This window comes from Mesorhizobium sp. M0060, assembly GCF_040323155.1.
Classification (GTDB): domain Bacteria; phylum Pseudomonadota; class Alphaproteobacteria; order Rhizobiales; family Rhizobiaceae; genus Mesorhizobium.
Genome location: NZ_JAMYUP010000039.1, coordinates 1 through 22,351, shown reverse-complemented (window position 1 = coordinate 22,351; position 22,351 = coordinate 1). Strand labels below are relative to the sequence as shown.

Annotated in this window: 23 protein-coding genes and 2 tRNA genes; 7 read left to right on the top strand and 18 right to left on the bottom strand. The window is 62.3% G+C overall.

Annotated features, from left to right (window positions below; all coding sequences use genetic code 11):
• Nucleotides 1–22: 22 nt before the first annotated feature.
• The 5 genes from NKJ94_RS26850 to NKJ94_RS26830 all read right to left on the bottom strand — a co-directional run bounded on the left by NKJ94_RS26850 (nucleotide 23) and on the right by NKJ94_RS26830 (nucleotide 6,585).
• On the bottom strand, nucleotides 23–1,948 hold the full coding sequence (locus tag NKJ94_RS26850; protein WP_352529357.1) for a multicopper oxidase domain-containing protein: 1,926 nt from the start codon (nucleotides 1,946–1,948) through the stop codon (nucleotides 23–25).
• 377 nt (nucleotides 1,949–2,325) lie between these two features.
• Nucleotides 2,326–3,075: an amino acid ABC transporter ATP-binding protein gene (locus NKJ94_RS26845; protein ID WP_502896133.1), complete on the bottom strand. Its 750-nt coding sequence runs from the start codon at nucleotides 3,073–3,075 to the stop codon at nucleotides 2,326–2,328.
• A 69-nt stretch (nucleotides 3,076–3,144) separates the two neighbouring features.
• A complete protein-coding gene (locus NKJ94_RS26840) occupies nucleotides 3,145–4,302 on the bottom strand; it encodes an amino acid ABC transporter permease (RefSeq protein WP_352529353.1) in 1,158 nt (385 codons plus the stop codon).
• Nucleotides 4,303–4,306: 4 nt separating this feature from the next.
• Nucleotides 4,307–5,494, bottom strand: coding sequence for an amino acid ABC transporter permease (locus tag NKJ94_RS26835; protein WP_352529351.1), 1,188 nt, complete (start codon nucleotides 5,492–5,494; stop codon nucleotides 4,307–4,309).
• Between the two features lie 62 nt (nucleotides 5,495–5,556).
• On the bottom strand, nucleotides 5,557–6,585 hold the full coding sequence (locus tag NKJ94_RS26830; RefSeq protein WP_352529349.1) for an amino acid ABC transporter substrate-binding protein: 1,029 nt from the start codon (nucleotides 6,583–6,585) through the stop codon (nucleotides 5,557–5,559).
• A gap of 427 nt (nucleotides 6,586–7,012) precedes the next feature.
• Between NKJ94_RS26830 and NKJ94_RS26825 the strand changes: the two genes are divergently transcribed.
• The 4 genes from NKJ94_RS26825 (at nucleotide 7,013) to NKJ94_RS26810 (ending at nucleotide 10,064) form a co-directional block, all read left to right on the top strand.
• A complete protein-coding gene (locus NKJ94_RS26825) occupies nucleotides 7,013–8,182 on the top strand; it encodes a cystathionine beta-lyase (RefSeq protein WP_352529347.1) in 1,170 nt (389 codons plus the stop codon).
• A gap of 255 nt (nucleotides 8,183–8,437) precedes the next feature.
• On the top strand, nucleotides 8,438–9,109 hold the full coding sequence (locus NKJ94_RS26820) for an RNA polymerase sigma factor (RefSeq protein ID WP_352529345.1): 672 nt from the start codon (nucleotides 8,438–8,440) through the stop codon (nucleotides 9,107–9,109).
• Nucleotides 9,110–9,213: 104 nt separating this feature from the next.
• On the top strand, nucleotides 9,214–9,738 hold the full coding sequence (locus tag NKJ94_RS26815; RefSeq protein ID WP_352529343.1) for a DUF4142 domain-containing protein: 525 nt from the start codon (nucleotides 9,214–9,216) through the stop codon (nucleotides 9,736–9,738).
• 11 nt (nucleotides 9,739–9,749) lie between these two features.
• Nucleotides 9,750–10,064 carry a cupredoxin domain-containing protein gene (locus NKJ94_RS26810; protein WP_352529341.1) on the top strand — a complete coding sequence of 105 codons (315 nt, stop codon included), beginning with the start codon at nucleotides 9,750–9,752 and terminating at the stop codon, nucleotides 10,062–10,064.
• A 4-nt stretch (nucleotides 10,065–10,068) separates the two neighbouring features.
• Here NKJ94_RS26810 and NKJ94_RS26805 read toward each other — a convergent pair whose 3' ends face one another.
• The 6 genes from NKJ94_RS26805 to NKJ94_RS26780 all read right to left on the bottom strand — a co-directional run bounded on the left by NKJ94_RS26805 (nucleotide 10,069) and on the right by NKJ94_RS26780 (nucleotide 15,014).
• Nucleotides 10,069–11,289 (bottom strand): anion transporter, encoded by a 1,221-nt coding sequence (locus NKJ94_RS26805; RefSeq protein WP_352529339.1) that lies wholly within the window; start codon nucleotides 11,287–11,289, stop codon nucleotides 10,069–10,071.
• 207 nt (nucleotides 11,290–11,496) lie between these two features.
• The gene (locus NKJ94_RS26800; RefSeq protein WP_352529337.1) at nucleotides 11,497–11,943 is read right to left on the bottom strand and encodes a hypothetical protein; all 447 of its coding nucleotides are present in this window, start codon (nucleotides 11,941–11,943) and stop codon (nucleotides 11,497–11,499) included.
• 72 nt (nucleotides 11,944–12,015) lie between these two features.
• On the bottom strand, nucleotides 12,016–12,207 hold the full coding sequence (locus tag NKJ94_RS26795) for a hypothetical protein (RefSeq protein ID WP_352529335.1): 192 nt from the start codon (nucleotides 12,205–12,207) through the stop codon (nucleotides 12,016–12,018).
• A gap of 125 nt (nucleotides 12,208–12,332) precedes the next feature.
• Entirely contained in the window at nucleotides 12,333–13,349 is a 1,017-nt protein-coding gene (locus NKJ94_RS26790) for a zinc-dependent alcohol dehydrogenase family protein (RefSeq protein ID WP_352529333.1), read from the bottom strand.
• Between the two features lie 16 nt (nucleotides 13,350–13,365).
• Nucleotides 13,366–13,827 carry a cyclophilin-like fold protein gene (locus NKJ94_RS26785; RefSeq protein WP_352529331.1) on the bottom strand — a complete coding sequence of 154 codons (462 nt, stop codon included), beginning with the start codon at nucleotides 13,825–13,827 and terminating at the stop codon, nucleotides 13,366–13,368.
• A complete protein-coding gene (locus tag NKJ94_RS26780) occupies nucleotides 13,824–15,014 on the bottom strand; it encodes an MFS transporter (protein ID WP_352529329.1) in 1,191 nt (396 codons plus the stop codon). Before NKJ94_RS26780 ends, NKJ94_RS26785 begins: the two co-directional genes overlap by 4 nt.
• 163 nt (nucleotides 15,015–15,177) lie before the next feature.
• Here NKJ94_RS26780 and NKJ94_RS26775 point away from each other — a divergent pair, with 163 nt between their 5' ends.
• On the top strand, nucleotides 15,178–16,086 hold the full coding sequence (locus NKJ94_RS26775) for a LysR family transcriptional regulator (RefSeq protein ID WP_352529327.1): 909 nt from the start codon (nucleotides 15,178–15,180) through the stop codon (nucleotides 16,084–16,086).
• A 38-nt stretch (nucleotides 16,087–16,124) separates the two neighbouring features.
• On the opposite strand, the gene NKJ94_RS26770 is transcribed toward NKJ94_RS26775, so the two are convergent.
• Together NKJ94_RS26770 and NKJ94_RS26765 are read right to left on the bottom strand one after the other, a co-directional pair.
• A tRNA-Arg gene (locus NKJ94_RS26770) sits at nucleotides 16,125–16,201 on the bottom strand.
• Nucleotides 16,202–16,257: 56 nt separating this feature from the next.
• Nucleotides 16,258–16,563, bottom strand: coding sequence for an ETC complex I subunit (locus tag NKJ94_RS26765; RefSeq protein WP_352479279.1), 306 nt, complete (start codon nucleotides 16,561–16,563; stop codon nucleotides 16,258–16,260).
• Nucleotides 16,564–16,722: 159 nt separating this feature from the next.
• Here NKJ94_RS26765 and NKJ94_RS26760 point away from each other — a divergent pair.
• Nucleotides 16,723–16,799 (top strand) — tRNA-Pro (locus NKJ94_RS26760).
• A gap of 116 nt (nucleotides 16,800–16,915) precedes the next feature.
• Here NKJ94_RS26760 and NKJ94_RS26755 read toward each other — a convergent pair.
• A complete protein-coding gene (locus tag NKJ94_RS26755; protein ID WP_352529325.1) occupies nucleotides 16,916–17,743 on the bottom strand; it encodes an alpha/beta fold hydrolase in 828 nt (275 codons plus the stop codon).
• Nucleotides 17,744–17,875: 132 nt separating this feature from the next.
• On the opposite strand from NKJ94_RS26755, the gene NKJ94_RS26750 reads away from it, so the two are divergent.
• On the top strand, nucleotides 17,876–18,928 hold the full coding sequence (locus NKJ94_RS26750) for a GlxA family transcriptional regulator (protein WP_352529323.1): 1,053 nt from the start codon (nucleotides 17,876–17,878) through the stop codon (nucleotides 18,926–18,928).
• A gap of 440 nt (nucleotides 18,929–19,368) precedes the next feature.
• Here NKJ94_RS26750 and NKJ94_RS26745 read toward each other — a convergent pair whose 3' ends face one another.
• From NKJ94_RS26745 to NKJ94_RS26730, 4 genes are read right to left on the bottom strand one after another with little or no spacing between them, the layout of a single operon-like run.
• The gene (locus NKJ94_RS26745) at nucleotides 19,369–19,704 is read right to left on the bottom strand and encodes a hypothetical protein (RefSeq protein ID WP_352529321.1); all 336 of its coding nucleotides are present in this window, start codon (nucleotides 19,702–19,704) and stop codon (nucleotides 19,369–19,371) included.
• Between the two features lie 10 nt (nucleotides 19,705–19,714).
• The gene (gene hdaA / locus NKJ94_RS26740; RefSeq protein WP_352529416.1) at nucleotides 19,715–20,419 is read right to left on the bottom strand and encodes a DnaA regulatory inactivator HdaA; all 705 of its coding nucleotides are present in this window, start codon (nucleotides 20,417–20,419) and stop codon (nucleotides 19,715–19,717) included.
• Nucleotides 20,420–20,424: 5 nt separating this feature from the next.
• A complete protein-coding gene (locus NKJ94_RS26735) occupies nucleotides 20,425–21,627 on the bottom strand; it encodes an AI-2E family transporter (protein ID WP_352529319.1) in 1,203 nt (400 codons plus the stop codon).
• Entirely contained in the window at nucleotides 21,599–22,156 is a 558-nt protein-coding gene (locus NKJ94_RS26730; RefSeq protein WP_352529414.1) for a CDP-alcohol phosphatidyltransferase family protein, read from the bottom strand. Before NKJ94_RS26730 ends, NKJ94_RS26735 begins: the two co-directional genes overlap by 29 nt.
• Between the last annotated feature and the right edge of the window lie 195 nt (nucleotides 22,157–22,351).

Sequence of the window (22,351 nt, the reverse complement as noted above, 5' to 3'; positions counted from 1 at the left end):
TCCTTTGTAGGCGGCTAGCGGGTCACGTGACGTCGATGACGACCATGAGCCCGCCACCGCCCTTCTCCTCGACATTGTTGTTCGTGGTGTGATGCGGGATGTGGCAGTGGATCAGCCATTTGCCCGGACGCTGCGCCTTCCAGATCACGTCGTATCGCTGACCCGGCCCGACATTGATCGTATCGGCAAGAAACCGAGCCGATGCGGGAAGCGTCTCGCCGTCACGGGCGACGACCTCGAACGGTCCACCATGGATATGCATCGGATGGATGAAGCCGTTATTGGTGCCGATGAACCGCACCTTGAGCGTCTCGCCGACCTTCATCTGGATCGTCTCGGTCGAGGGATAGGCCTTGCCGTTGATGGTGAAGAAATTCGGCATGCCGCCGTCCATCGGCATCGACGGGTAGGTCAGCCCTTCCCGCACCAGCCATTCCTGAAGCTCGATGACGTAATCATGGTCGGCCGCGACCTCATCGGCGGGATTGGCCGGATCGATGATCAGTGCACCATATAGACCGAGCGCCTGGGTCCGGTCGGGCTTGGCATGAGGGTGGTAGAAATAAGTTCCGTGCTGGGTTGCGGTGAACTCGTATGAATAGGATTGCCCGGGCTCGATCGGCGCCTGGGTGATTTCGGCTGGCCCATCCATCTGGTTCGGCAGGATCAGGCCATGCCAATGCACCGTCGTTTCCTCAGGCAGGCCGTTGGTGACGTTGATCCTGACCCGGTCGCCCTGGCGAATGTGAATTCGCGGGCCGGGAATCTGGCCATTATAGGCATAGGCGTCGACCGCAACGTCCGGCAGGATTTGCCAGCGGACCACCGAAGGCCTGAGCTCGAACACCTTGATGCCGTTCTCCATTCGAAACGGCAGGTCCTGGTCACCCTTTGTCGTCAGATCATAAGAGGCGGCCACAAGGCGCGGATCGGTGGCGGCCATGTCGCGCATCGCGTCGGCCGGAGTGTCGCGGTCCATGATCATGCCTTGCGGCATGATCACCCCGCCGACGTCGCGCGCCGACAGCGTCAGGTTCAGCCAATTCGCCGGCGCGATCATGCCGATGGCGAGCGCCAGCAGGGAGACGGCACCAAGGGCAGCGACCTGCGGGGTCGTGGCATCCGTCTCCATGTGATGACCGCCGCTGCCTTTGCCTTTGTGGGAAGCCATATCGTGGCCTCGCCCGTGATGGCCGCGGCCACTGGCGTCGGCCTGCTGCATTTGCATCTGCGCGTGCTGCCCATGGCCGGCCTGCTCCCGACCGTTCGTGCCGGCTGTCTGCTGGCGCTGTGTCATCAGCCCATGTTTCAAGCCGCGGGCGACCAGCCAGACATTGGCCGGGTAGGCAAGCGCAAAGCCGGCGATGACGCCGATCGACATCACACCCCAGAACAAAAGCTCCGTCGGTTCCATCGCGCGCATGTCGCGGCCCATCATCAGGAAGCTCATGACGGGTGCCATGCCGGCCATCATGAAGTTCATCGAGATGAACTCGGGCAGGAAGCTCTTGCGCACGTTCTCCCAATAGGTGCCGCCCATCATCGATTTCATGAACAGCGATTGGAAGATGAACAGGCCGAAGGCAAAGCCGGCGAGATATTCGACGATCAGGTCGATCCACATCGGCAGGCCGAGCGCCGCCGTGATGGCGGCGGCGAGAATGATGCCGGTGGCATCGCCTGCGACGCAGTGGATGGTGGAGCCGACGCCCTGCTTCCAGAGCGGCCGGGTGAAGACCTCATGCTCGCCCGGTCGGGGTTCCTTGTCGGTGAGCACGTAGAGCAGCAAGCCGAGTGGACCCATATAGAGGGTGACCAGGATGAAACCCCATTTCATCACCACCGGCTCGGGGTTGTTGCGATATTGGTCGAAGCCGACATAAAGCGTCGAAGCCAGCGCCAGCGCGAACCAAACGACAAGAAAATAATCGATCGGTTGTATGAGCATCAGGATGAACCCTTGACCTGCCGCCGCACTCGCCCACGCGGCTTGTTATACAACTCCCAATGGCAATGAACGCGGCCGGCGCGCTTATGATCCGCGCCGGCCGTACGTGCGAGTTGCAGGGACGGCGATGCGGTCGCACGCGACCTTGCTATCTTCTGGGCGCAGCGCCCGACCGCCCAAAGAACATGCCACGCATGATCCCATCACGCAGCCGCACGATATGCACCAGCGCGCCCGGGATGAGCGCCAATGAGCCCAAACACGTCCAGCGCAGGCGCTGGTTCATCTCCCGAGCATCACCGCTCGTCGAATACGCGCAAGGCCCGAGCAAGACAGAGAGCCCGGTCTGCCGGTCTTGTCCAAACCGGCGTACAGGATCAGTGCAGGATCTGAGACAGAAACAGTTTCGTGCGTTCATGGCGCGGGTTGTCGAAGAACTCGGCCGGCGTGTTCTGCTCGACGATCTGGCCTTGGTCCATGAAGATCACGCGGTTGGCGACTTTGCGCGCAAAGCCCATCTCGTGGGTGACGCAGAGCATGGTCATGCCCTCCTCCGCCAGCCCGACCATCGTCTCCAGCACTTCCTTGATCATTTCCGGGTCGAGCGCCGAGGTCGGTTCGTCGAACAGCATGATGCGCGGGTTCATGCACAGCGAGCGGGCGATCGCCACGCGCTGCTGCTGGCCGCCCGAAAGCTGGCCGGGATATTTGTTGGCCTGTTCGGGGATCTTGACGCGCTTGAGGAAATGCATGGCGATTTCCTCGGCCTGCTTCTTGGGCGTCTTGCGCACCCAGATCGGCGCCAGCGTGCAGTTCTCCAGGATGGTCAAATGCGGGAACAGGTTGAAGTGCTGGAACACCATGCCGACCTCGCGGCGCACCTCGTCGATCTTCTTCAGATCATTGGTCAGTTCCTTGCCGTCGACGATGATTTTGCCCTTCTGGTGTTCCTCCAGTCGGTTTATGCAGCGGATCATCGTCGATTTGCCGGAGCCCGACGGACCGCAGATGACGATCCGCTCGCCGCGCATCACCTTCAGATTGATGTCCTTCAGCACATGGAATTCGCCGTACCATTTGTGCATGGCGATGATGTCGATGGCGACATCGGTGGTGGAAATATGCATCTTGGCGGCATTGACCTTGATCTCTTCCGCGCTGACGGCGTTTTCTATGGCCATGGCAAGATCCCTTTTTTAGCGTTTGTGGCCGGTGTCGAGGCGGCGTTCCGTGTACATCGAATAGCGCGACATGCCGAAGCAGAACAGCCAGAAGATGAAGGCCGCGAACACCAGGCCGGACCTGGCCGTCTGCGGCGTCGCCCAGTTGGCGTCAGAGAAGTTCTGCTTGACGATGCCGAGCAGGTCGAACATCGAGATGACGATGACCAGGCTGGTGTCTTTGAACATGCCGATGAAGGTGTTGACGATGCCGGGAATGACCAGCTTCAGCGCCTGCGGCATGACGACCAGGCCCATCTTCTGCCAATAGCCGAGGCCGAGCGAATCGGCGCCTTCATACTGGCCCTTGGGGATCGCCTGCAGGCCGCCGCGCACCACTTCGGCCATGTAGGCAGCGGCAAACAACGACACACCGATCAGCGCGCGCAGGAACTTGTCGAAGCTGACACCGGCCGGCAGGAACAGCGGCAGCATGACGCTGGCAAAGAACAGCACGGTGATCAGCGGAATGCCGCGTACCGTCTCGATGAAGACCACGCACAGCGTCTTGACGATGGGCATCTTCGAGCGCCGGCCGAGCGCCAGCATAATGCCGATCGGCAGCGACACGGCTATGCCGACGAACGACAGGCTGAGCGTCACCAGCAGTCCACCCCACCGCGACGTTTCGACATGCGGCAGGCCGAACATGCCGCCGACCAGCAGAACGAAGGCGACGACCGGCAGCACCAGGAAGAGAAGAATGGCGTTCAGCCCTTTGCGCGGCACGCGTGGGATAAGCAAAGGCACCAGCAGAGCCACAAACAGGATGGCCACCAGGATCGGCCGCCAACGCTCCTCGATAGGATAGGTGCCGAACATGAACTGGCCGAACTTGGCGTTGACGAACGCCCAGCAGGCGCCGGTCCAGCCGTCCGGCTGGACGCCGCCTTGCGCCACGGTGGCGCAGACCGAGCGGTCGGGTCCGGTCCACTGGGCGTTGATGAAGGCCCAATTGACGATTTGCGGCAGGATCATAGCGACCAGCGCGATGCCGACGATGGTCAGGATGGTGTCGCCCGTGGTGGCGATCAGGTTCTTGCGGATCCAGGCGGTGAGGCCACGCTCGCTCGACGGCGCCGGCTGCGCCAGCGCCATCTCCGTCCGTACCCAGGACATGTCGTGCTCCTGCATGGCCCTACCTCTCCACCAGCGCCATCCTGGCGTTGACGACGTTCATGATCGCCGACGTGATCAGGCTGAGCGCGAGATAGACAGCCATCATGATCACTACGCCTTCGACCGCCTGCCCGGTCTGGTTCAAGACAGTGCCGGCGGTCGCCGTCAGGTCCGGATAGCCGATGGCGATGGCCAGCGAGGAGTTCTTGGTCAAGTTGAGATATTGGCTGGTCAACGGCGGAATGACGATGCGCATCGCCTGCGGAACGACGACAAGCCTGAGGATCGATCCCGAGCGCAGCCCGAGTGCCGCGGCCGCCTCGGTCTGGCCCTTGCTGACCCCCCTGATGCCGGCACGCACGATCTCGGCGATGAAGGCTGCCGTATAGCAGGACAGCGCCAGATAGAGCGACAGGAACTCCGGCCTGACCTGAAAGCCACCAACCAGGTTGAAGGTCGACTGCTTTGGGAATTCGAAGCTCAGCGGAAAGCCACTCAGCGCGTAAGCCAGCAGCGGCAGGCCGACGATCAACGCTATGGATGTCCAGAGCACCGGGAATGGCTGACCCGTCGCCATCTGCCGCTGCCGCGCCTTATGGGCGACGAACCAGGCCATGGCGATGCCAAGGAGCAGCGCGACCAAGATCAGCCAGGAGCCCTGGCCCCACATAGCGCGCGGAAAATAGAAGCCGCGCTGGTTGAGGAAGGAGCCGAACGGCAAATTGATGCTCTCGCGCGGCGGCGGCAGCACGGCAAGCACGCCGGAATACCAGAAGAAGATGACCAGCAGCGGCGGGATGTTGCGAAAGACCTCGACATAGACCGTGCAGATCTTCCTGATCAGCCAGTTCTGCGACAGCCGGCCGATGCCGACGATGAAACCGATGATGGTGGCGGTGATGATGCCGACGACAGCAACGATCACGGTGTTGATAAAGCCAACCAAAATGGCGCGGCCATAGGTCGAATCCGACGAATAAGCGATCGCGCTTTCGCTGATGTCGAAGCCGGCGCGGCCCTTGAGGAAGCCGAAGCCGGAAGCGATGTGCAGGCGCGTCAGATTGACGATGACGTTGTGGGTAACCCACCAGACCCCCGCTACCAGCAGGACGAGGACCACTGCTTGAAAGAATATACCGCGGACGCGAGGATCATTGATGAAGGAACCGCGGCTTGGCTCCTCGCGAAGAACTTCCTGCGATGCCATTCGACCGTCCTCTGAAAGAGAAACCGGAAGGCAGGCGATCTGCCTTCCGGATCAATTTTCGATCAGCGGATCGGCGGAGCGTATTGCAGGCCGCCCTTGGTCCACAACGCGTTGATGCCGCGCGCGATCTTCAGCGGGCTGCCCGAACCGACATTGCGTTCGAACATCTCGCCGTAATTGCCAACTGCCTTGACGATGTTGACGACCCAGTCGTTGGAGACGCCGAGATCGGTGCCGATCTTGGTGTCGGCTTCCTGGCCGAGCACGCGCTTGATCTCGGGATTGTCCGAGTTCTTCATCTCGTCGACATTAGCCTTGGTGATGCCGAGTTCCTCGGCGTCGAGCAGCGCGAAATAGGTCCACTTGACGATGTGGTACCACTGGTCGTCGCCCTGGCGCACGGCCGGCCCAAGCGGTTCCTTGGAGATGATCTCGGGCAACACGACGTGGTCGGCCGGCGCGCCGAGCGTCAGACGGATGCCATAGAGGCCGGACTGATCGGTGGTGTAGACGTCGCAGCGGCCGGCGTCATAGGCGGCGTTGACCTCTTCGAGCTTTTCGAAGACGACCGGGTTGTACTCCATCTTGTTCGACTTGAAATAGTCGGCAAGGTTGAGCTCGGTCGTGGTGCCGCTCTGCACGCAGACCGCCGCGCCAGAAAGCTGCAGCGCCGAGTTCACGCCCGGAAGCTTCTTGGCGTTGATCATGAAGCCCTGGCCGTCATAATAAGTAGTGCCGATGAAGTTCAGGCCGAGTGCGGTGTCGCGATTGATGGTCCAGGTGGTGTTGCGCGACAGGATGTCGATCTCGCCCGACTGCAAAGCGGTAAACCGTTCCTTGGCGCTGAGCGGCGTGAACTTCACCTTGGTGCCGTCGCCGAACACGGCGGCCGCGACCGCGCGGCAGAAATCCGCATCGATGCCTTGCCACTCACCCTTGTCGTCCGGCGCCGAGAAGCCGGCCAGGCCGGTCGAGACGCCGCATTGGATGAAGCCCTTCGCCTTGACATCGTCGAGCGTGGCCGCCGAAGCCGCCGAAGCCGCGAATCCAAACGCGGCGGCGCCCAAAACGCCGATTGCAATGTGTTTCATGACCCACAGACCCTTTTCTGTTTTTTCCAGGCGAACCTGACTTTTTCCCGTGTGAACGCAGCTATGTATCCCGGCCCATTACCGGAATCCCGCATCGTAACCGACGCGCTGCCTCCCATTCACGAACAACATCGAAGGCGATTATTCCTGTGAGGTCAAGGGAAATGACCAAATCCGAAAGACTTTGAAAACCAACCGCCTGAAATGCCTGAAATTGCAGACAAACGCGCTCGCAAATTGGTCAGCGCGCCAATAAAGCCGGCAAAGTCGGACCGTGACTTGCCAAGCGCACCTGGCAGCCGTCCAGAGGATCTACGGCGCATTGCTGAATTGGCATATTCGAGACCTTGGCCTGGCGGGCGCCGCGCGGTTGCGTGGCCAATGCCGCCGCACTATGGCTAACGACCTACCCATGGGACGAAAAGCAATGGCAAAAGACGGCAGCGAGATGGGCATCAACACGCGGCTCGCCCATTCCGGCAACAACCCGCATGACTATTTCGGCTTCGTCAATCCGCCGGTCGTGCATGCCTCGACCGTGCTCTATCCCAACGCGGCGACGATGGCGGCACGCGGCCAGAAATACACCTACGGCACGCGCGGCACGCCGACCACCGATGCGCTGACCAGCGCGATCGACGCGCTGGAAGGCTCCGCCGGCACGGTCGCTGTGCCGTCCGGCCTGGCGGCAGTGGTGCTGCCGCTGCTCGCCTTCCTGTCGGCCGGCGACCATCTGCTGATCGTCGATTCCGTCTATCACCCGACCCGCAACTTCGCCGACACGATGCTGAAGCGGCTGGGCGTCGAGGTCGAATATTACGATCCCCGCATCGGCGCCGCCATTGCGGCGCTGATCAAGCCCAACACCAGGGTCGTGTTCACCGAATCGCCGGCCTCCAACACTTTCGAGGTGCAAGACATACCGGCCATCGCCATGGCGGCACATGCCGCCGGCGCCATCGTCATGATGGACAACACCTGGGCGACGCCGCTCTACTTCCGTCCGCTCGACCATGGCGTCGACATCTCGATCCAAGCGGCGACGAAATACCCGGCCGGCCATTCCGACGTGCTGCTTGGCACGGTGTCGGCCAATGCGGACTGCTGGAAGCAGCTTTGCGAGACGTTCAACACGATGGGCTGCTGCGCCGGGCCGGACGACGTCTACCAGGTGCTGCGCGGCCTGCGCACCATGGGCGTGCGGCTGGAACACCATCAAAAGAGCGCGCTTGCCCTCGCCGTCTGGCTGGAGAGCCAGCCGGGCGTGGCGCAGGTGCTGCATCCGGGGCTGCCCAGCCACCCCGACCACGCTTTGTGGAAGCGCGATTTTTGCGGATCGAGCGGCATCTTCTCGATCGTTCTTGCAGGCGGCGGACAGAAGCAGCAGCACGCCTTCCTCGACGCGTTGAAGTTTTTCGGCCTCGGCTATTCCTGGGGCGGCTATGAGAGCCTTGCCGTGCCGGTATTCCTGGGCGACCGTACCGTCGCCAAGGGCCCGTATGACGGACCGCTGGTGCGGTTGCAGATCGGGCTCGAGGACATCGAGGATTTGAAGGCCGACCTGGCGCGTGGGCTGGCGGCGGCCGCCCACGCCTGAGCCGGCACCTTTCCAAGCTAAGTCAGGAAATCGGCGTAACAGCCTGGAACAATAGCGATCTGAGCCACGTAATCGCGGCCGATCTGCCGATGAAACGGTGCCTAAAAAGAGAATAAGACGCCGATGTGGTGGAAGCAGTAGAATAGCCACTGCCGGCCCTTGATGCGGGTCCAAGCTGGCCGGCGGATTGGTCGGGAACCTTTTGTCGGCAGATGCATCCAATATCCCGATGAGGAGCCTATCAGGAGATCGGCCATGCCTGCTACGTTGACGGCAACGTCCGCCGCTTCCGGCGATATGCAGCTTGTCGGCCGCGCGCTGGCACGCGATGGCGATGCATTCCGCACCATCATCAAGACGCACAACCAAAGGCTCTACCGCATCGCCAGCGGCGTAGTGCGTGACGACAGCGAAGCCGAGGACATCGTCCAGGAGGCCTATGTCAGCGCCTTTGCCCATCTCGAGGCCTTTCGCGGCGATGCCTCGCTCGCCACGTGGCTGTCGCGTATCGTCATCAACGAAGCGCTCGGCCGCTTGCGCAAAAGGCGGCGAATGGTAGCGATGCCTGAAAATCCGCAAGCCGAAATCATCCGGTTCCCCCTCAACCCGAGCGACGATCCGGAGAGGACGATGGCGCAGCGGCAGATCCTTGAGCTTGTCGAACGGGCAACCGACAGTCTTCCCGATGTCTACCGGATGGTGTTCGTGGCGCGCGTCATCGAGGGACTGAGCATCGAGGAGACCGCCGAACTGCTTGGCGTGCGGCCCGAAACCATCAAGACCCGGCTGCACCGCGCCCGTGCCCTCGTGCGCAAGGCGCTGGACGACCAGATCGGCCCGGTGCTGCTCGACGCCTTTCCATTCGCGGGTCGGCGCTGTGAGCGGCTGACCAATGCCGTGATGCGGCGGCTTGGTCTTTCCGGGTAGGTCGCGTTGATTTTTGCGGGAACGTTTGCCGGCGACCTGCATCCAATGAGCGTCACTGAAAACGAAGCCCGATGCAGTTCCGCGTCGGGGCGAAGGAGAGCATCATGTTTATTCGATCGACCACGGCACTGGCCGCACTTTTCCTGCTTAGCGCAGCGCCCTTGTCGCAAGCTGCCGACAAGCCAACCGATCCGCAGATCGCAGATATCGCCTACACAGCGGGCGTGCTTGACGTCGAGGCGGCCAAGCAGGCGCTGAAGAAATCGAAAAACAAAGAGGTCGTAGATTTCGCCAAGGACATGGTGCGAGATCACGAGGCGGTCAACAGACAGGCTCTCGAGCTGGTCAAGAAGCTCAAGGTCACGCCTGAGGACAATCCGACCAGCAAAGCGCTGACCAAGGCGGCGGCCGAAGAACGTGCCAAGCTTGCCAAGCTCAAGGGCGCGGCGTTCGACAAGGCCTATGTCGCCAGTGAAGTGGCCTACCACAAGCAGGTCAATGGCGCGCTGGAAACGCTGCTGATCCCGTCCGCCAGCAATGCCGAGCTGAAGAGCCTGCTGGAAACCGGCCTGAAAATATTCCAGGGCCATGAACAGCACGCCGAACATGTCGCCGGCATGCTGAAGTGAGGATTGGACCAATGGTGTCGAGGCGGCATCTGTGGGTTGCACTGGCGCTGACCATCGGTGCCGCACCGGCCAAGGCCGAAACCATTGAGGTGACGATCGAGAAGCTTGTGTTTTCGCCGGCAAAGATCGAGGCGAAGGTCGGCGACACGATCCGGTGGGTGAACAAGGACGTATTCGCCCACACGGCAACCGTGAACGGCGGCTGGGAGGTGATGATCCCGCCGAAGAAGGCCGCGAGCCTGACGGTGAGGAAGGCGGAATCGGTCGATTATTTCTGCCGCTTCCATCCGAACATGAAAGGCCATCTGACGGTGACTTCGCCCTGACTGGCTATGCCGCCAGCCACGCCGTCCCGACAAGAAGCGTGACCAGCGTCAGCGGCAGGCCGACCTTGAAGAAGGCGATGAAGCCCAGCGGTTTGCCGGAGATCCGCGCGTGCTCGGCGACGATCAGATTGGCGACCGAGCCGAGCAGCGTAAAATTGCCGGCCAGTGTCGAGCTCATGGCGACGACCAGCCAGGCGCGCTCGGGGTTTTCCAGGCCAGGTATGAACGGCCGCAGCGCCAGCACGGCCGGCACATTGCTCATGATGTTGGACAGCACCGCGGTGAAGCCGGACAGCCGCCAGACATCGTCCAGCCCGAGGCCTTTTGCCGAGGCAATGATGTCGGGCGTGAGCAGCGTCTTCTCGGCACCGGCGACAACGATGAACAGCCCGGCGAACATGAACAGCAGCGGCCCGTCGATCTCGCGATAGATGCGCTCGGGCTTGATGGCGCGGGTCAAAAGAAGAATGGCGCCGCCGATCAGAGCCGCCTTGGCAACGGGAACGCCGGCAAAGAAGGCGATCGCCAGGCCGATGCAGACCACCACCGCCTTGAGCACCTGTCCCGGCAGCATGCGGCCGCGATAGACTTCGGGGCTGAGCTCGGCCTTGCGCGAAAATTCGGCGCGGTAGACGATGCGGATGATGACAATGACGGCGACGAGGCCGAACAGCGCGACCGGCGCCAGCGCGGCCGAAAAGGCCGGATAGGAAATCCCCGACAGCGCGCCGATGACCATATTCTGCGGATTGCCGGTGATGGTGGCGACACTGCCGCAATTCGATGCCGTGGCAGTCGCGACCAGATAGGGAACCGGGTTGCGGTTGATGACGCGGGTGACGTGGACGACGATCGGCGCCATGACCAGGCAGATTGCGTCGTTGACCAGGAATGCCGACAGGACGCCGGTCAAGAGCGTCACCATCACCAGCAGCATGAATGGCGCATGGGCGTGCTCGATGGCGAACCCACCGAGCGCGCGAAAGGCGCCGGACACTTTCAGATGCGCCACCACGATCATCATGCCGAGCAAAAGCGTGATGGTGTCGAAACTCATGGCGCGGTAGGCGTCCTCCATGCTGAGCGCGCCGATGGCGATCATCGCCGCACCGCCGAGCAGCGCGATACCCGCCCGGTCGAGGCGCAGCCCAGGTATCCTGCCGATTGCGACGCCGGCATAGGTCAGGACAAGGATCAGCAGTGCCGCCGCGCCCATCGCTGTCATGTCTGGAAATCCTGTTCAGATCGGGCCGTCGGCGAATGTATCTGTCCGGAACCGACCTCGGTGCCTGACGCGATATCCGCCGACGAGAGCTGCGCCGGCGCCGTTGTCAGCGTCGAATAGTCCAAAATCCGACAACAAGGAAGATGGCCGAGCCGTGGCCGGCGACTTGGCGGGACGAGACCGATGCTGCGACGGCTTAGACCGGTGCTATGACGGCTTAGGCGCAGACCCGGCTACAGGCTCGATCGACTTGACCTTCGACCGTTGGCCGTCCGTGGCGATGAGCCAGTAGTCGGTGCCGATCATTGCAACCTGGTCGCACCGCTTGCTCCCTTTCCGGGTTGGGCCGGTCGAGAAAGTCACACAAACCTTGTCACCCTGAAAGGCATAGGTTCCCGTCGAATGGCCGTTCGCATCAACGGAATCGTATCTGCCGTCGGCAAAGTATGTGGCAGTGCTATCGCTCGTGCCCGAAAGGTGAAGCGCTTTCCCGACGATCAATGACTTGAGCGCGTCGCCAGGAAGCGGATCGAAACCCGCTGTGCTTGGCGTCGTCACGGCAGGAGCCGGGACCGAAGCAGCGGCCGGAGGCGTGGCGCTGGTCTTGCAAGCGCTAAGCAGCGCCAAGGCAGCCAGGACGAGAATAAGTTTCATGAATGATCCACCGTTTACTCCTGGTCGAATACCAAGGACTGGAACGACAAGCCCTGACACTATCCAAGCCGGTCAAAGAGGTGGGAGTGAGGCAGGAGACGCTATTCGCTTGGGACCAAAATAGCGGAGTTCAATACGCAAAAGTGGACCGTCGAGCGGCGCGATCCCTGCCCTGTCGAGGCGCAGCCCGTGTATCCTGCCGATGGCGATGCCGGCATAGGTCAGGACAAGGATCAGCAGTGCCGCCGCGCCCATCGCTGTCATGTCTCGGAAATCCTGTTGAGGGCGCGCTCATTTATTCGGCGCTTTCTCCTGCGATACACGACAAAATGGCGGAAACCGGTGCGCCGTTTTGGCGCACCGGTTTCCGGAAAGTGTTTAGCTGCTGCTCACACCCGGAGCAGCGTCTTGATCGCCCGCCTCTCATCCATGGCGCGATAACCCTCGGCAACATCCGAAAGCGGCAGCGTGAGATCGAAGACCTTTCCGGGATTGATCTTGCGATCGAGTACGAGGTCCATCAGGTGCGGAAGGAAGCGCCGCACGGGAGCGGGACCGCCAAGCAAGCTTTTCTGAGCGAAGAACAAACCCTGGCCGTCGAGCTGGACGCCGTGCGGCACTCCGACGAAGCCGATCGAACCACCGGGACGCGCGCAGTTGATGGCCTGCATCATGGATTCCTGCGTGCCGACACATTCCAGCACCGATTCCGCGCCGACGCCGTCGGTCAGTTCCTTGATCCGGGCCACGCCCTCGCTACCACGTTCGGAGATGATGTCGGTCGCGCCAAATTCGAGGGCGAGGTCCTGGCGCGTCTTGTGACGGCTCATGGCGATAATCCGCTCCGCGCCCATCTGCCTGGCCGCAAGCACGCCCATCAGCCCAACCGCCCCGTCGCCCACGACGACGGCCGTCGAGCCTGGCTGCACCCGCGCGGCATCGGCTGCGTACCAGCCGGTGCCGAGAACGTCCGACGCCGCCAGCAGGCCCGGAATAAGATCGTCCTCGGGCAGTTCCGCGGTAGCGACCAGAGTGCCGTCGGCGAGCGGCACGCGAGCCAGCGGCGCTTGCGCGCGGCTCATGAACTCGCGTTGCTCGCACGATGACTGGAAGCCGAAGCGGCAATGCGGACAGGTGTTGTCGGAAATGCAGAACGAACCGACGACGAACTGCCCTGGCTTCACAGTCCGGACCGCGCTGCCGACTTCCACAACCACGCCGCAATATTCGTGGCCCATATGCATCGGTTCGTTCACCGGCTGAAGCCCGCGATACGGCCACAGGTCGGAGCCGCAGATGCAGCTTGCCGAGAGCTTGACGATGGCGTCGGTCGGCGCGAGGAGCTTCGGCTCCTCGACCTCCTCGCAGCGAATGTCGCCGGGACCGTAAAGAATTGTTCCAAGCATAATTTTCTCCTTTACATCATGGCAGGCGCTCGATGCGCACCGTGAAACGACCGTCGCGCAGCAAAGGCGCGATATCGCCGTCGAGCCTTCCAAGCCGGATCAGCCCTCGCGAATATCGGTAGCCGCCATAGAAAAAGGCGAGGTTGCCCCACGGCGCATAGTACGCGATGTCACCAATGGCCTCGCCGCCAAAGGGACCGCTGCCGTCCGTCGTCAGCTTGCGCGGCAGATAGCCGATCTTCTCGTTGGCGGCGTAGTGCTCAAGCGCCAGATCGAGCGGCAGCATCGAGGCGAAGTCGCGGGCGCTTGGATTGTCGAACAGCGATGCCGTCAAGCGCGTGCCGCTCACGTCGATTGCGATCTGCATGATCATTCTCTCTGAGGGTGCCGCTCGCCCGCTCTGGGCAAGAGCGATGGATGAACCGACGGTGCTGCCCAGCAGCGTGACGATCGCAGCGCGGCGCGTGACGGGCTTCATCTCGCGCCTCGGCTGTGATCGCAGGCCGCGGCGGCCGCGGCGAGAGCCGATCCCAGCAGCAACACGGCGCCGAACCCGAAAGGGCTCCGCCAACCGAAGGCGTCAAACAACAGGCCGCCTGTCGCAGCGCCGAGCGTAATGGCGAACTGGATGACGGCTACCTGCAGGCCACCGCCAGCCTCGGCGTCGTCGCCCAATGCACGGCTTAGCCAGGTGCCCCAGCCTACAGGCGCCGCGGTTCCGAAGAAGCCCCAGCCGATCAACAGCGCCGCGACGGCAATTGGCATCGATCCCAACGCGATCAGCGCCGTCGCCAGCAATGCCATGATCAGCGGAATGGCGATGACGATGCCATAAAGGCGCGTCCTGACCAACTCGCCGATGGTCCAGGTGCCGGCAACGCCGGCGAGGCCCATCACGAGGAGGACTGCCGACAGGGTCGAAACGCTAAAACCGGTCACGGATTCGAGGAACGGCCTAAGATAGGTGAAGAGCGCGAACTGGCCCATGAAAAGCAGCAGGATCGACGTCATGCCGAGTGCCACCTGCCGGCGCAAAAGCAGCCTGAAGACGCTGCCCGACGCCTGGCGCCGCCTCGGTGGCAGCGAAGGCAAAGCGAGCCACTGCCACACCAGTGCGAACAACGCCAATGGAACCACGAGGAAGAACGCGCCGCGCCAGCCGACATGATCGCCGAGCAGGCTCCCCAGAGGGGCCGATACGGTGGCCGCGATGGCGTTGCCGGCGTTGATCATCGCCAGCCCCTTAGGCACGGAGTCTTCCGGCACCAGACGCATGACGATCGCGGTGGACATCGACCAGAATCCGCCGATGGCGATTCCAAGCAAGGCGCGGCCGATCATCAGCACCGTGTAATTGGGCGCGAATGTCACCACCACGCCGGACGCCACCAGCAGCAGCGAAAAGGAGAGCAGAACGCGCTTGCGGTCGATGCGCTTCGCGAGAGCGACGATGAGCAGGCTGGTGACGACCGCAAAGACGCCGGAGATGGAGATTGCCTGACCGACGCGACCTTCGGTGATGCCGAGATCGCCCGCTATTGGCGTCAGCAGGCTGACCGGCATGAACTCGGAGGCGATGAGAACGGCGACGCAAAGCGCCATCGAAAACACCGCGCCCCAGGCCGTGCGAGGCTCAACCAGCCTGTCGTCGAAAGTCGTGTCCATGAATTTCACCGAACATGCAAGCCGGCCGCCCCGATGCGATCCGGGCGGCTTGTCCACGGCGAAAGATGGCACTGGAAGATTGCCATGATTAGCCTCTTGAATTCGTTTGAACTTATCGACCAGAAACATAAATATGGGGAGAGATTGGTTCACAGGAGGCTGCATGGCGCGGGAGAATTTCAACGACCTGCTGTGGTTTCTGGTCGTAGCCGAAGAACGCAGTCTTACCAAAGCGGCCGCCAAGATCGGCGTTACGCAGTCGACCCTCAGCCACACCATCAAGCGGCTCGAAACGCGTATGGGGTTGCGGCTCCTGGCGCGAACGACACGCAGCGTATCGACAACAGAGGCCGGGGAGCGGCTTCGTCAATCGCTCGCGCCGCGCATCGCGGAAATCGAGACCGACATCGCTGCCCTGACGGCCTATCGCGACAAGCCTTCCGGCACCGTGCGCATCACTGTGTCAGACCACGCGTTTGAGAGCGTGGTATGGCCGAAGCTGCAGCCCGTCCTGAGCGAATACCCGGACATCAAGCTGGAACTCAGCCGGGACAATGGCCTGCGAAATATCGTCGAGGACGGCTTCGACGCCGGTGTCCGGCTCGGCGAAAGCCTCGAAAAGGATATGATCGCGGTCCGTATCGGACCCGATTGGCGTCTCGTCGCGGTCGGCGCGCCGACCTACTTCGCCGATCGCACGATCCCTCGGACGCCGCAGGATCTCATCGGCCACAACTGCATCAATATGCGCATGACCACTGGCGGCGGACTCTATGCTTGGGAGTTCCAAAACCATGGACAGGACGTTCGCGTGCGCGTCGACGGCCAGCTCATTTTCAACTCGTCCTACCCAATGGTCGACGCCGCCATTGCGGGGTACGGTATCGCCTATGTACCCGACAATCTCGTCATGCATCACATCGCTGCTGGCCGCCTGCAGCTGATCCTCGATCCTTGGTCGCCGAAATTTGCCGGATATTATCTCTACTACCCCAGCAGCCGCCAGAATTCGCCAGCGTTCAAGGTGATCGTCGATGCCCTCCGGCATCAGGCAGGTCGAACACGGGTATAAACCGTAACCTATGTCTCCGGGCCGTACACTGAATTGTTTGGCGATCCCGACAGGATTCGAACCTGTGACCATCGGCTTAGAAGGCCGGTGCTCTATCCAGCTGAGCTACGGGACCGCTGGCCGGCCGCACGACCGGCTGATTTGTTGGGCGCCGGCAGGGCCGGCATAGGATCAATGCGTCCAGGGTGTCCTGCGGTCATAGCGGAAATTCTCCGCATACGAAATCTGGCGGCGTTTGATTTCCTTCGGCTCCTCGACGCGGAAAGCCAGCCCTTCCTTCTCGGCATAGGCAACCGCCTCTTCCCTGGTGTCGAAGGTCAGCCTGATCTGGCTTCGCATGTCGCCGGACGTGGTGTAGCCCATCAGCGGATCGATCTTCTTGCGCTGCTCCGGATCGAATTCCAGCACCCAATGGCCGGTCTTGGCCTTGCCGGACTGCATCGCGGTTTTGGCTGGGCTGAAAATGCGGGCTGACATGACCACCTCATTGCTGGTTGCAAGCACACGACCTCGAAACCAGACTACTATTCCCGGGTCATGCACTCACCCGTCATTACTGCGCAATGCCGCCGGCAGCAAGGCCGATGGTTTTTGCGCTTGCTTTGGCGGGCCGAAATCACTAGGCAACAGACGGTTCGGAGTGTAGCGCAGCCTGGTAGCGCATCTGGTTTGGGACCAGAGGGTCGGGAGTTCGAATCTCTCCACTCCGACCATTCATCACGCGAAATCTCGTCGGCAGCGCAAGCGGATCACGCTTGAACCTATCGGCATGCTCAAGCGACCGACGGACAGCACGGATCTCCGCGCTGCCCGTCAGAGGCTCCAGCCGTCAGCCCTGGATGAAGGCCAGCAGATCCGGATTGATGATCTCCGGATGGGTGGTGCACATGCCGTGCGGCAGGCCCTTGTAGACCTTGAGCGTGCCATGTTTCACCAGCTTGGCCGCAAGCAGCGCAGAGTCGGCAATCGGCACGATCTGGTCGTCGTCGCCATGCATGATCAGGACAGGGGCCTCGATCTTCTTGAGGTCATCGGTGAAGTCGGTCTCCGAGAACGCCTTGATGCAATCGTAATGGGCCTTGGCTCCGCCCATCATGCCCTGGCGCCACCAATTGTCGATGACCCCTGGCGAGACCTTGGCGCCGTCGCGGTTGAAGCCATAGAACGGGCCGGCCGGCACGTCCCTGTAGAATTGGGCGCGATTGGCGACCAGAGCGGCGCGGAAGCCGTCGAAGACCTCGATCGGCAGGCCGCCCGGATTGCTGTCGGTCTTGACCATGATCGGCGGCACCGCACCGATCAGCACCGCCTTGGCAACACGGCCGCCGCCGCCATAATGCGCGACGTAACGCGCCACCTCGCCGCCGCCGGTCGAGTGGCCGATGTGGATTGCATCCCTGAGATCGAGATGCGCGGCCAGCGCTGCGACGTCGGCGGCATAAGTGTCCATCTCGTTGCCGGTTGCGGTCTGCGATGAGCGGCCGTGCCCACGCCGGTCATGCGCGATGACGCGGTATCCTTTGTCGAGGAAGAACAGCATCTGGTTGTCCCAGTCGTCGCCGCTGAGCGGCCAGCCGTGATGGAAGACGATCGGCTGGCCCTTGCCCCAGTCCTTGTAGAAAATCTCGGTGCCGTCATGAGTGGTGAATGTGCTCATCGTTCTACTCCTTGATGGAAAAGTTGGGGGGGTAACAGGGAAGCTTTTAGCCCCCTTCAGCTGGACAAATTATAACAGTGCTGTCAGGGTGAGCATTGGCAAAACGGACATTCAACGTGGCAAAACTGACAAATGACGGCTGCGCGTGATCTGATCGAAATCGGCCTTGTCTTGTATCCCGGCGTGCAGGAAGCAGCCGTGCTCGGCCTGACCGATCTTTTTATGCTGGCAAACCGGCTGGCTGTCGAACGGTCGCCGGACGCGCTGAGGCTTCGCGTCAGCCATTGGCGCTTGCAGGAGAGCGCCGTCATCCGCGTTTTCGACAGCGAGCCCGGGGACAGCGAAGCCGGGGATAGCGGGCCAAGCCGGGGCGATGGACCCGCCATGATCATCCTGCCGCCCACCCTGCTGCAGCCGATCCCTCGCGAAGCGGCCGCGCCCTATGCCGGCTGGCTCAGGGATCGCCACACGGCAGGCGCGACGCTCGGTTCGGTCTGCGCCGGCGCCTTCGTGCTTGCCGAGACCGGCCTGTTGTCCGGTCGCGCGGCGACGACGCACTGGGCCTATCGCGACGCGCTGGCGCTACGCTTTCCCGACATCCTCCTCGATGCGGACAGGCTGGTCATCGACAATGGCGATATCATCACCGCCGGCGGCTACATGGCCTGGACCGACCTCGGCCTCAAGCTCGTGGACAGGGTGCTCGGGTCAACCGTGATGATGGACACGGCGCGTTTCATGCTGGTCGACCCGCCGGGCCGCGAGCAACGTTTTTACAGTCCGTTTGCGCCACGGCTGACCCATGGCGACGAACCGATCCTTAAGGTGCAGCATTGGCTGCAGGCGAACGGCGCGCGCGATGTGACGCTTGGCGCCATGGCCGATCACGCCAGGCTGGAGGAGCGGACTTTTCTGCGCCGCTTCCGCAGCGCCACCGGCCTCAAGCCGACCGAATATTGTCAGCACCTGCGGGTCGGCAAGGCGCGCGAGATGCTGGAAACGACGATACGATCGATCGACCAGATCGCCTGGGAGGTCGGCTATGACGATCCCGGCTCCTTCCGCAAGGTATTCGCCAGGATAACCGGGCTGGTGCCGGGCGATTACCGTCGGCGCTTTGGCGTGGAACGAGCGGCGCTTGGGGGAGACGATCGGTCTGAAACGGTAGCGAGGCTAGAGCAATGACGGACCGACCAATCGCGACCTGCGATGAGTGCGGCAGCACATATTTTTCCGACAGCAGCGCAATGGCCAGTCTATGTGCCGAATGCGCATCTCTGCTCTATGGATATCCAAACTGCGAACATCATTTCGAAAGCGGCCGATGCACGGCCTGCGGGTGGGACGGCTCTCAATCAAAATACGCCGCCGATATCATTTCCAGGCAAGACCGACAGCGTTGAGAATGGCGCTATCAGCTGGCGAGAAAATCACACTTCAAGGCGACTGGTCGGATCGCCGCATATGGCAAGCTCGCCGGGAAGAGAACCCCAACCGCCCCATCTCCCGGCGAGCCTACAACCTGATTTGGTACGCAATCAGGACCGGGGTTAGCCGGCAAGCTGTCAGGTGCAAGACAGATGCCAGGTTTGTTTCCCGAAATGAGACACCGGCCGAGGTAAGAACTAGGTATATGCACCTTCCCCGGCCCAGCCAAAAACCATTGGCCGTAGTTCTTCAAGGGCGGCTTGCAGCATTTCGGGAGACGCGTGGCGTTCCTCTCTGGCACCCCATTTTGTAGCGCTTTTAGGATCCAGCACCGACGCCACAATGGTTACGTTGCCGTTGACGTCAGGCAGATCGAGCCACAACTGAGCACGACGATTGCCATTCTTGTCGTAGACCCAGATAGAACGGACATCGTCGTCGCGATATTTAGTGGCGACCCGTATTCCGTGCCGATTTGCCCACGACATCAGAAACGGATCAATGATGTCGTATGCACTGAATTCAGACGTCATTTTGTATCCTCTAAATCTCGAACTCGCCCTGCCCTTCGTCCATGGCGCTGACGGTCTCGGTGGCCAGCGCGCGCGTTATCGGCGTCTTGCGCTCGAGCGCGGTGCGGTCGAGCCGCTCGACCACGCGCATTGCGGTGGCCAGCGAGCGCTCGATGCGGCGCACCAGATATTGCACGACATGCGGCTCGACCTCGACCTGCCGGTCGGCGAATAGTTTCGTGATGACGCCGGCCAGCAGAAGATCGTCGGGTTGGTGGATCTCGACGGTGGCCGCCGCCTTGAGCCGCGACGCCAGGTCGGGCAGCCTGACGCCCCAGGCGGACGGAAAGCGCCGCGCCGTCAACAGCAAGGTCGAGCCGGCGCCGCGCACCGCGTTGATCAGATGGAATAGCCCCTCTTCGTCGACCGGGCCGGCATCGACATCGTCGATCAGGGCCGGGTGGGCGCCGAGATTTTCGATGCAGTCGCCGATGCGCTCCGCCTCCACTTTCACGGCGCCGGCGCGGGTCCGCCAGATCGAGGCCAGGTGGGTTTTCCCCGAGCCGGGCGGCCCGGCCAGCACGACCACCGGCGACGGCCAGTCCGGCCAGCGGTCGACAAGCGCCGCCGCCTGGCTGTTGGTGCCGGAGACGACGAGCTCGTCGCGCGAATAGCCGGTGCCGTGGCCTAGATCGAGCGGCAATTGGCGCGGCGGATCGATCTTGTTGTCCGGCATCTGGCTCAACTGCGCGCGCCACTGCCCCCGCGGCGCCGTACCGGCAGCGGTGGCACCGGCTCGTCGGCATGGCCTTTGTAGAGCGGCGATTCGAGATAGCGCGCGATGGCAAAGCGTACCAGAACGGCAACGGCCGCCGAGGCCGGCACGGCAATCAGCAGGCCGACGAAGCCGAACAGCGCGCCGAAGGCAAACAGCGCAAACATCAGCCACACCGGATGCAGGCCGACGCTTTTGCCGACCAGCCGCGGCTGCAGAATGTTGCCCTCGATGAACTGGCCGACGAAGAACACGCCGGCCACCGCCGCGATCATGGTCCAGTCCGGCCAAAACTGGACGAAGGCGACGCCGACGGCCAGCACCAGGCCGGTCAGCGAGCCGACATAGGGGATGAACGAGATCAGCCCGGCGAACAGGCCGATGAGGATGCCGAAATTCAGTCCGGTCAGCGTCAGGCCGGTGGCATACATGGCGCCGAGCACCAGGCAGAGCGTGCCCTGGCCGCGCACGAAGCCGGCGGTCGCTGTGTTGATGTCCCTGGCGATCGCCCGGACCGTCTTGACATAGTCGCGCGGCACCCAGCTGTCGACGATTGCCACCATGCGGTCCCAGTCGAGCAGCATGTAGAAGGCGACGACCGGCGTCACCACGAACAGGCTGACCACCGAGACCAGCGCCACGCCGGAGCTCCAGATTGAGGTGAAGACGGCGGTCAGGAGGCCGAAGCCGGAGGTCAGCAGCGAGTTCAACCCTTCGCGCAGGCCGTTGGCGTCGACGCCGAATTTCTCTTCCAGCCATTTCGGGTCAAAGCTGGTGATCAGGCTCTGCAGCCGGGTCAGATAGTCCGGCAGCTTGCTGGCGAAATCAGCCATCTGCGAGGCGAGTATCGGAACCAGGATGACGACGGCCAGCACCAGGACGACGATAAAGGCGATGAGGATGACCACCGTCGCCATCAGCCTGGACAGGCCGAGCCGCTCCAGCCGGTCGGCGACAGGGTCGAGGAAGTAGGCGAGCACCATTCCGGCGACGAAGGGCAGAAGGATGCCGCTGAACACATAGAGGAAGGCGGCGAGGATGATGGCGCTGATCAGCCAGAAGCGGATCTGGCGGCGAAACGACGCCGATGCCGCAGCCTCCGCTGCCGCGGCTTCGGCCTCGGCGTCGATGGACCGTTCGTCAGGTGCCCGGTGTGGAGCCTTCGCCATAGCCGCTCATATGCCTCAGCCAAGCCACGAGATAGGCTGCGGCCGAAGCCACGGTCAAGACCCCGGACAGCAATATGAGGGCCGGCCTCAGCGGATCGAGACGGACGTCAAAGGCGAGTTCGCCCAGTACCACCGCCGCCAGCACGATCTGGATCGCGGTGTTGGCCTTCGACACCAGGAGCGGCTTCATCTCGACCGGATGCGCCATGACGGTGGACAGCACGACGGCGCAGACGATCAGCGCATCGCGCGACACCATGGTGACGACCAGCCATAGCGGCAGCTCGCCGCTGAAGCCCATGACCACGAAGACGGAAACCAGCAGCAGCTTGTCGGCCATCGGGTCGAGATAGGCGCCGAGTCTGGAAAACTGATTGAAATGGCGGGCGATGAAGCCGTCGACGCCGTCGGAAATGCCGGCAATAAGGAAACCGGCAAAGGCCCAGTCCCAGCGTTCCTGCAGCATGGCCAGCACCACGGCCGGCACCAGCACGAAGCGCATGATCGTGATCATGTTGGGGATGGTCAAACGCATATCCCGTCGCTCTTGTTTGTCGATACATGATGGAGATGGAGGGTTACGGCAAGTGAGAAGCGACGCAGAAGCTGCCAATCTCCGCACTAGTCCCTATGATTGCTGGGCCTGAGGGCGGCCCGTCATCCGATATGCAACGGTACGAGGGTTAAGCCGGCTGGCCGGCGCAGAGCCTCATGCATAGGAGAC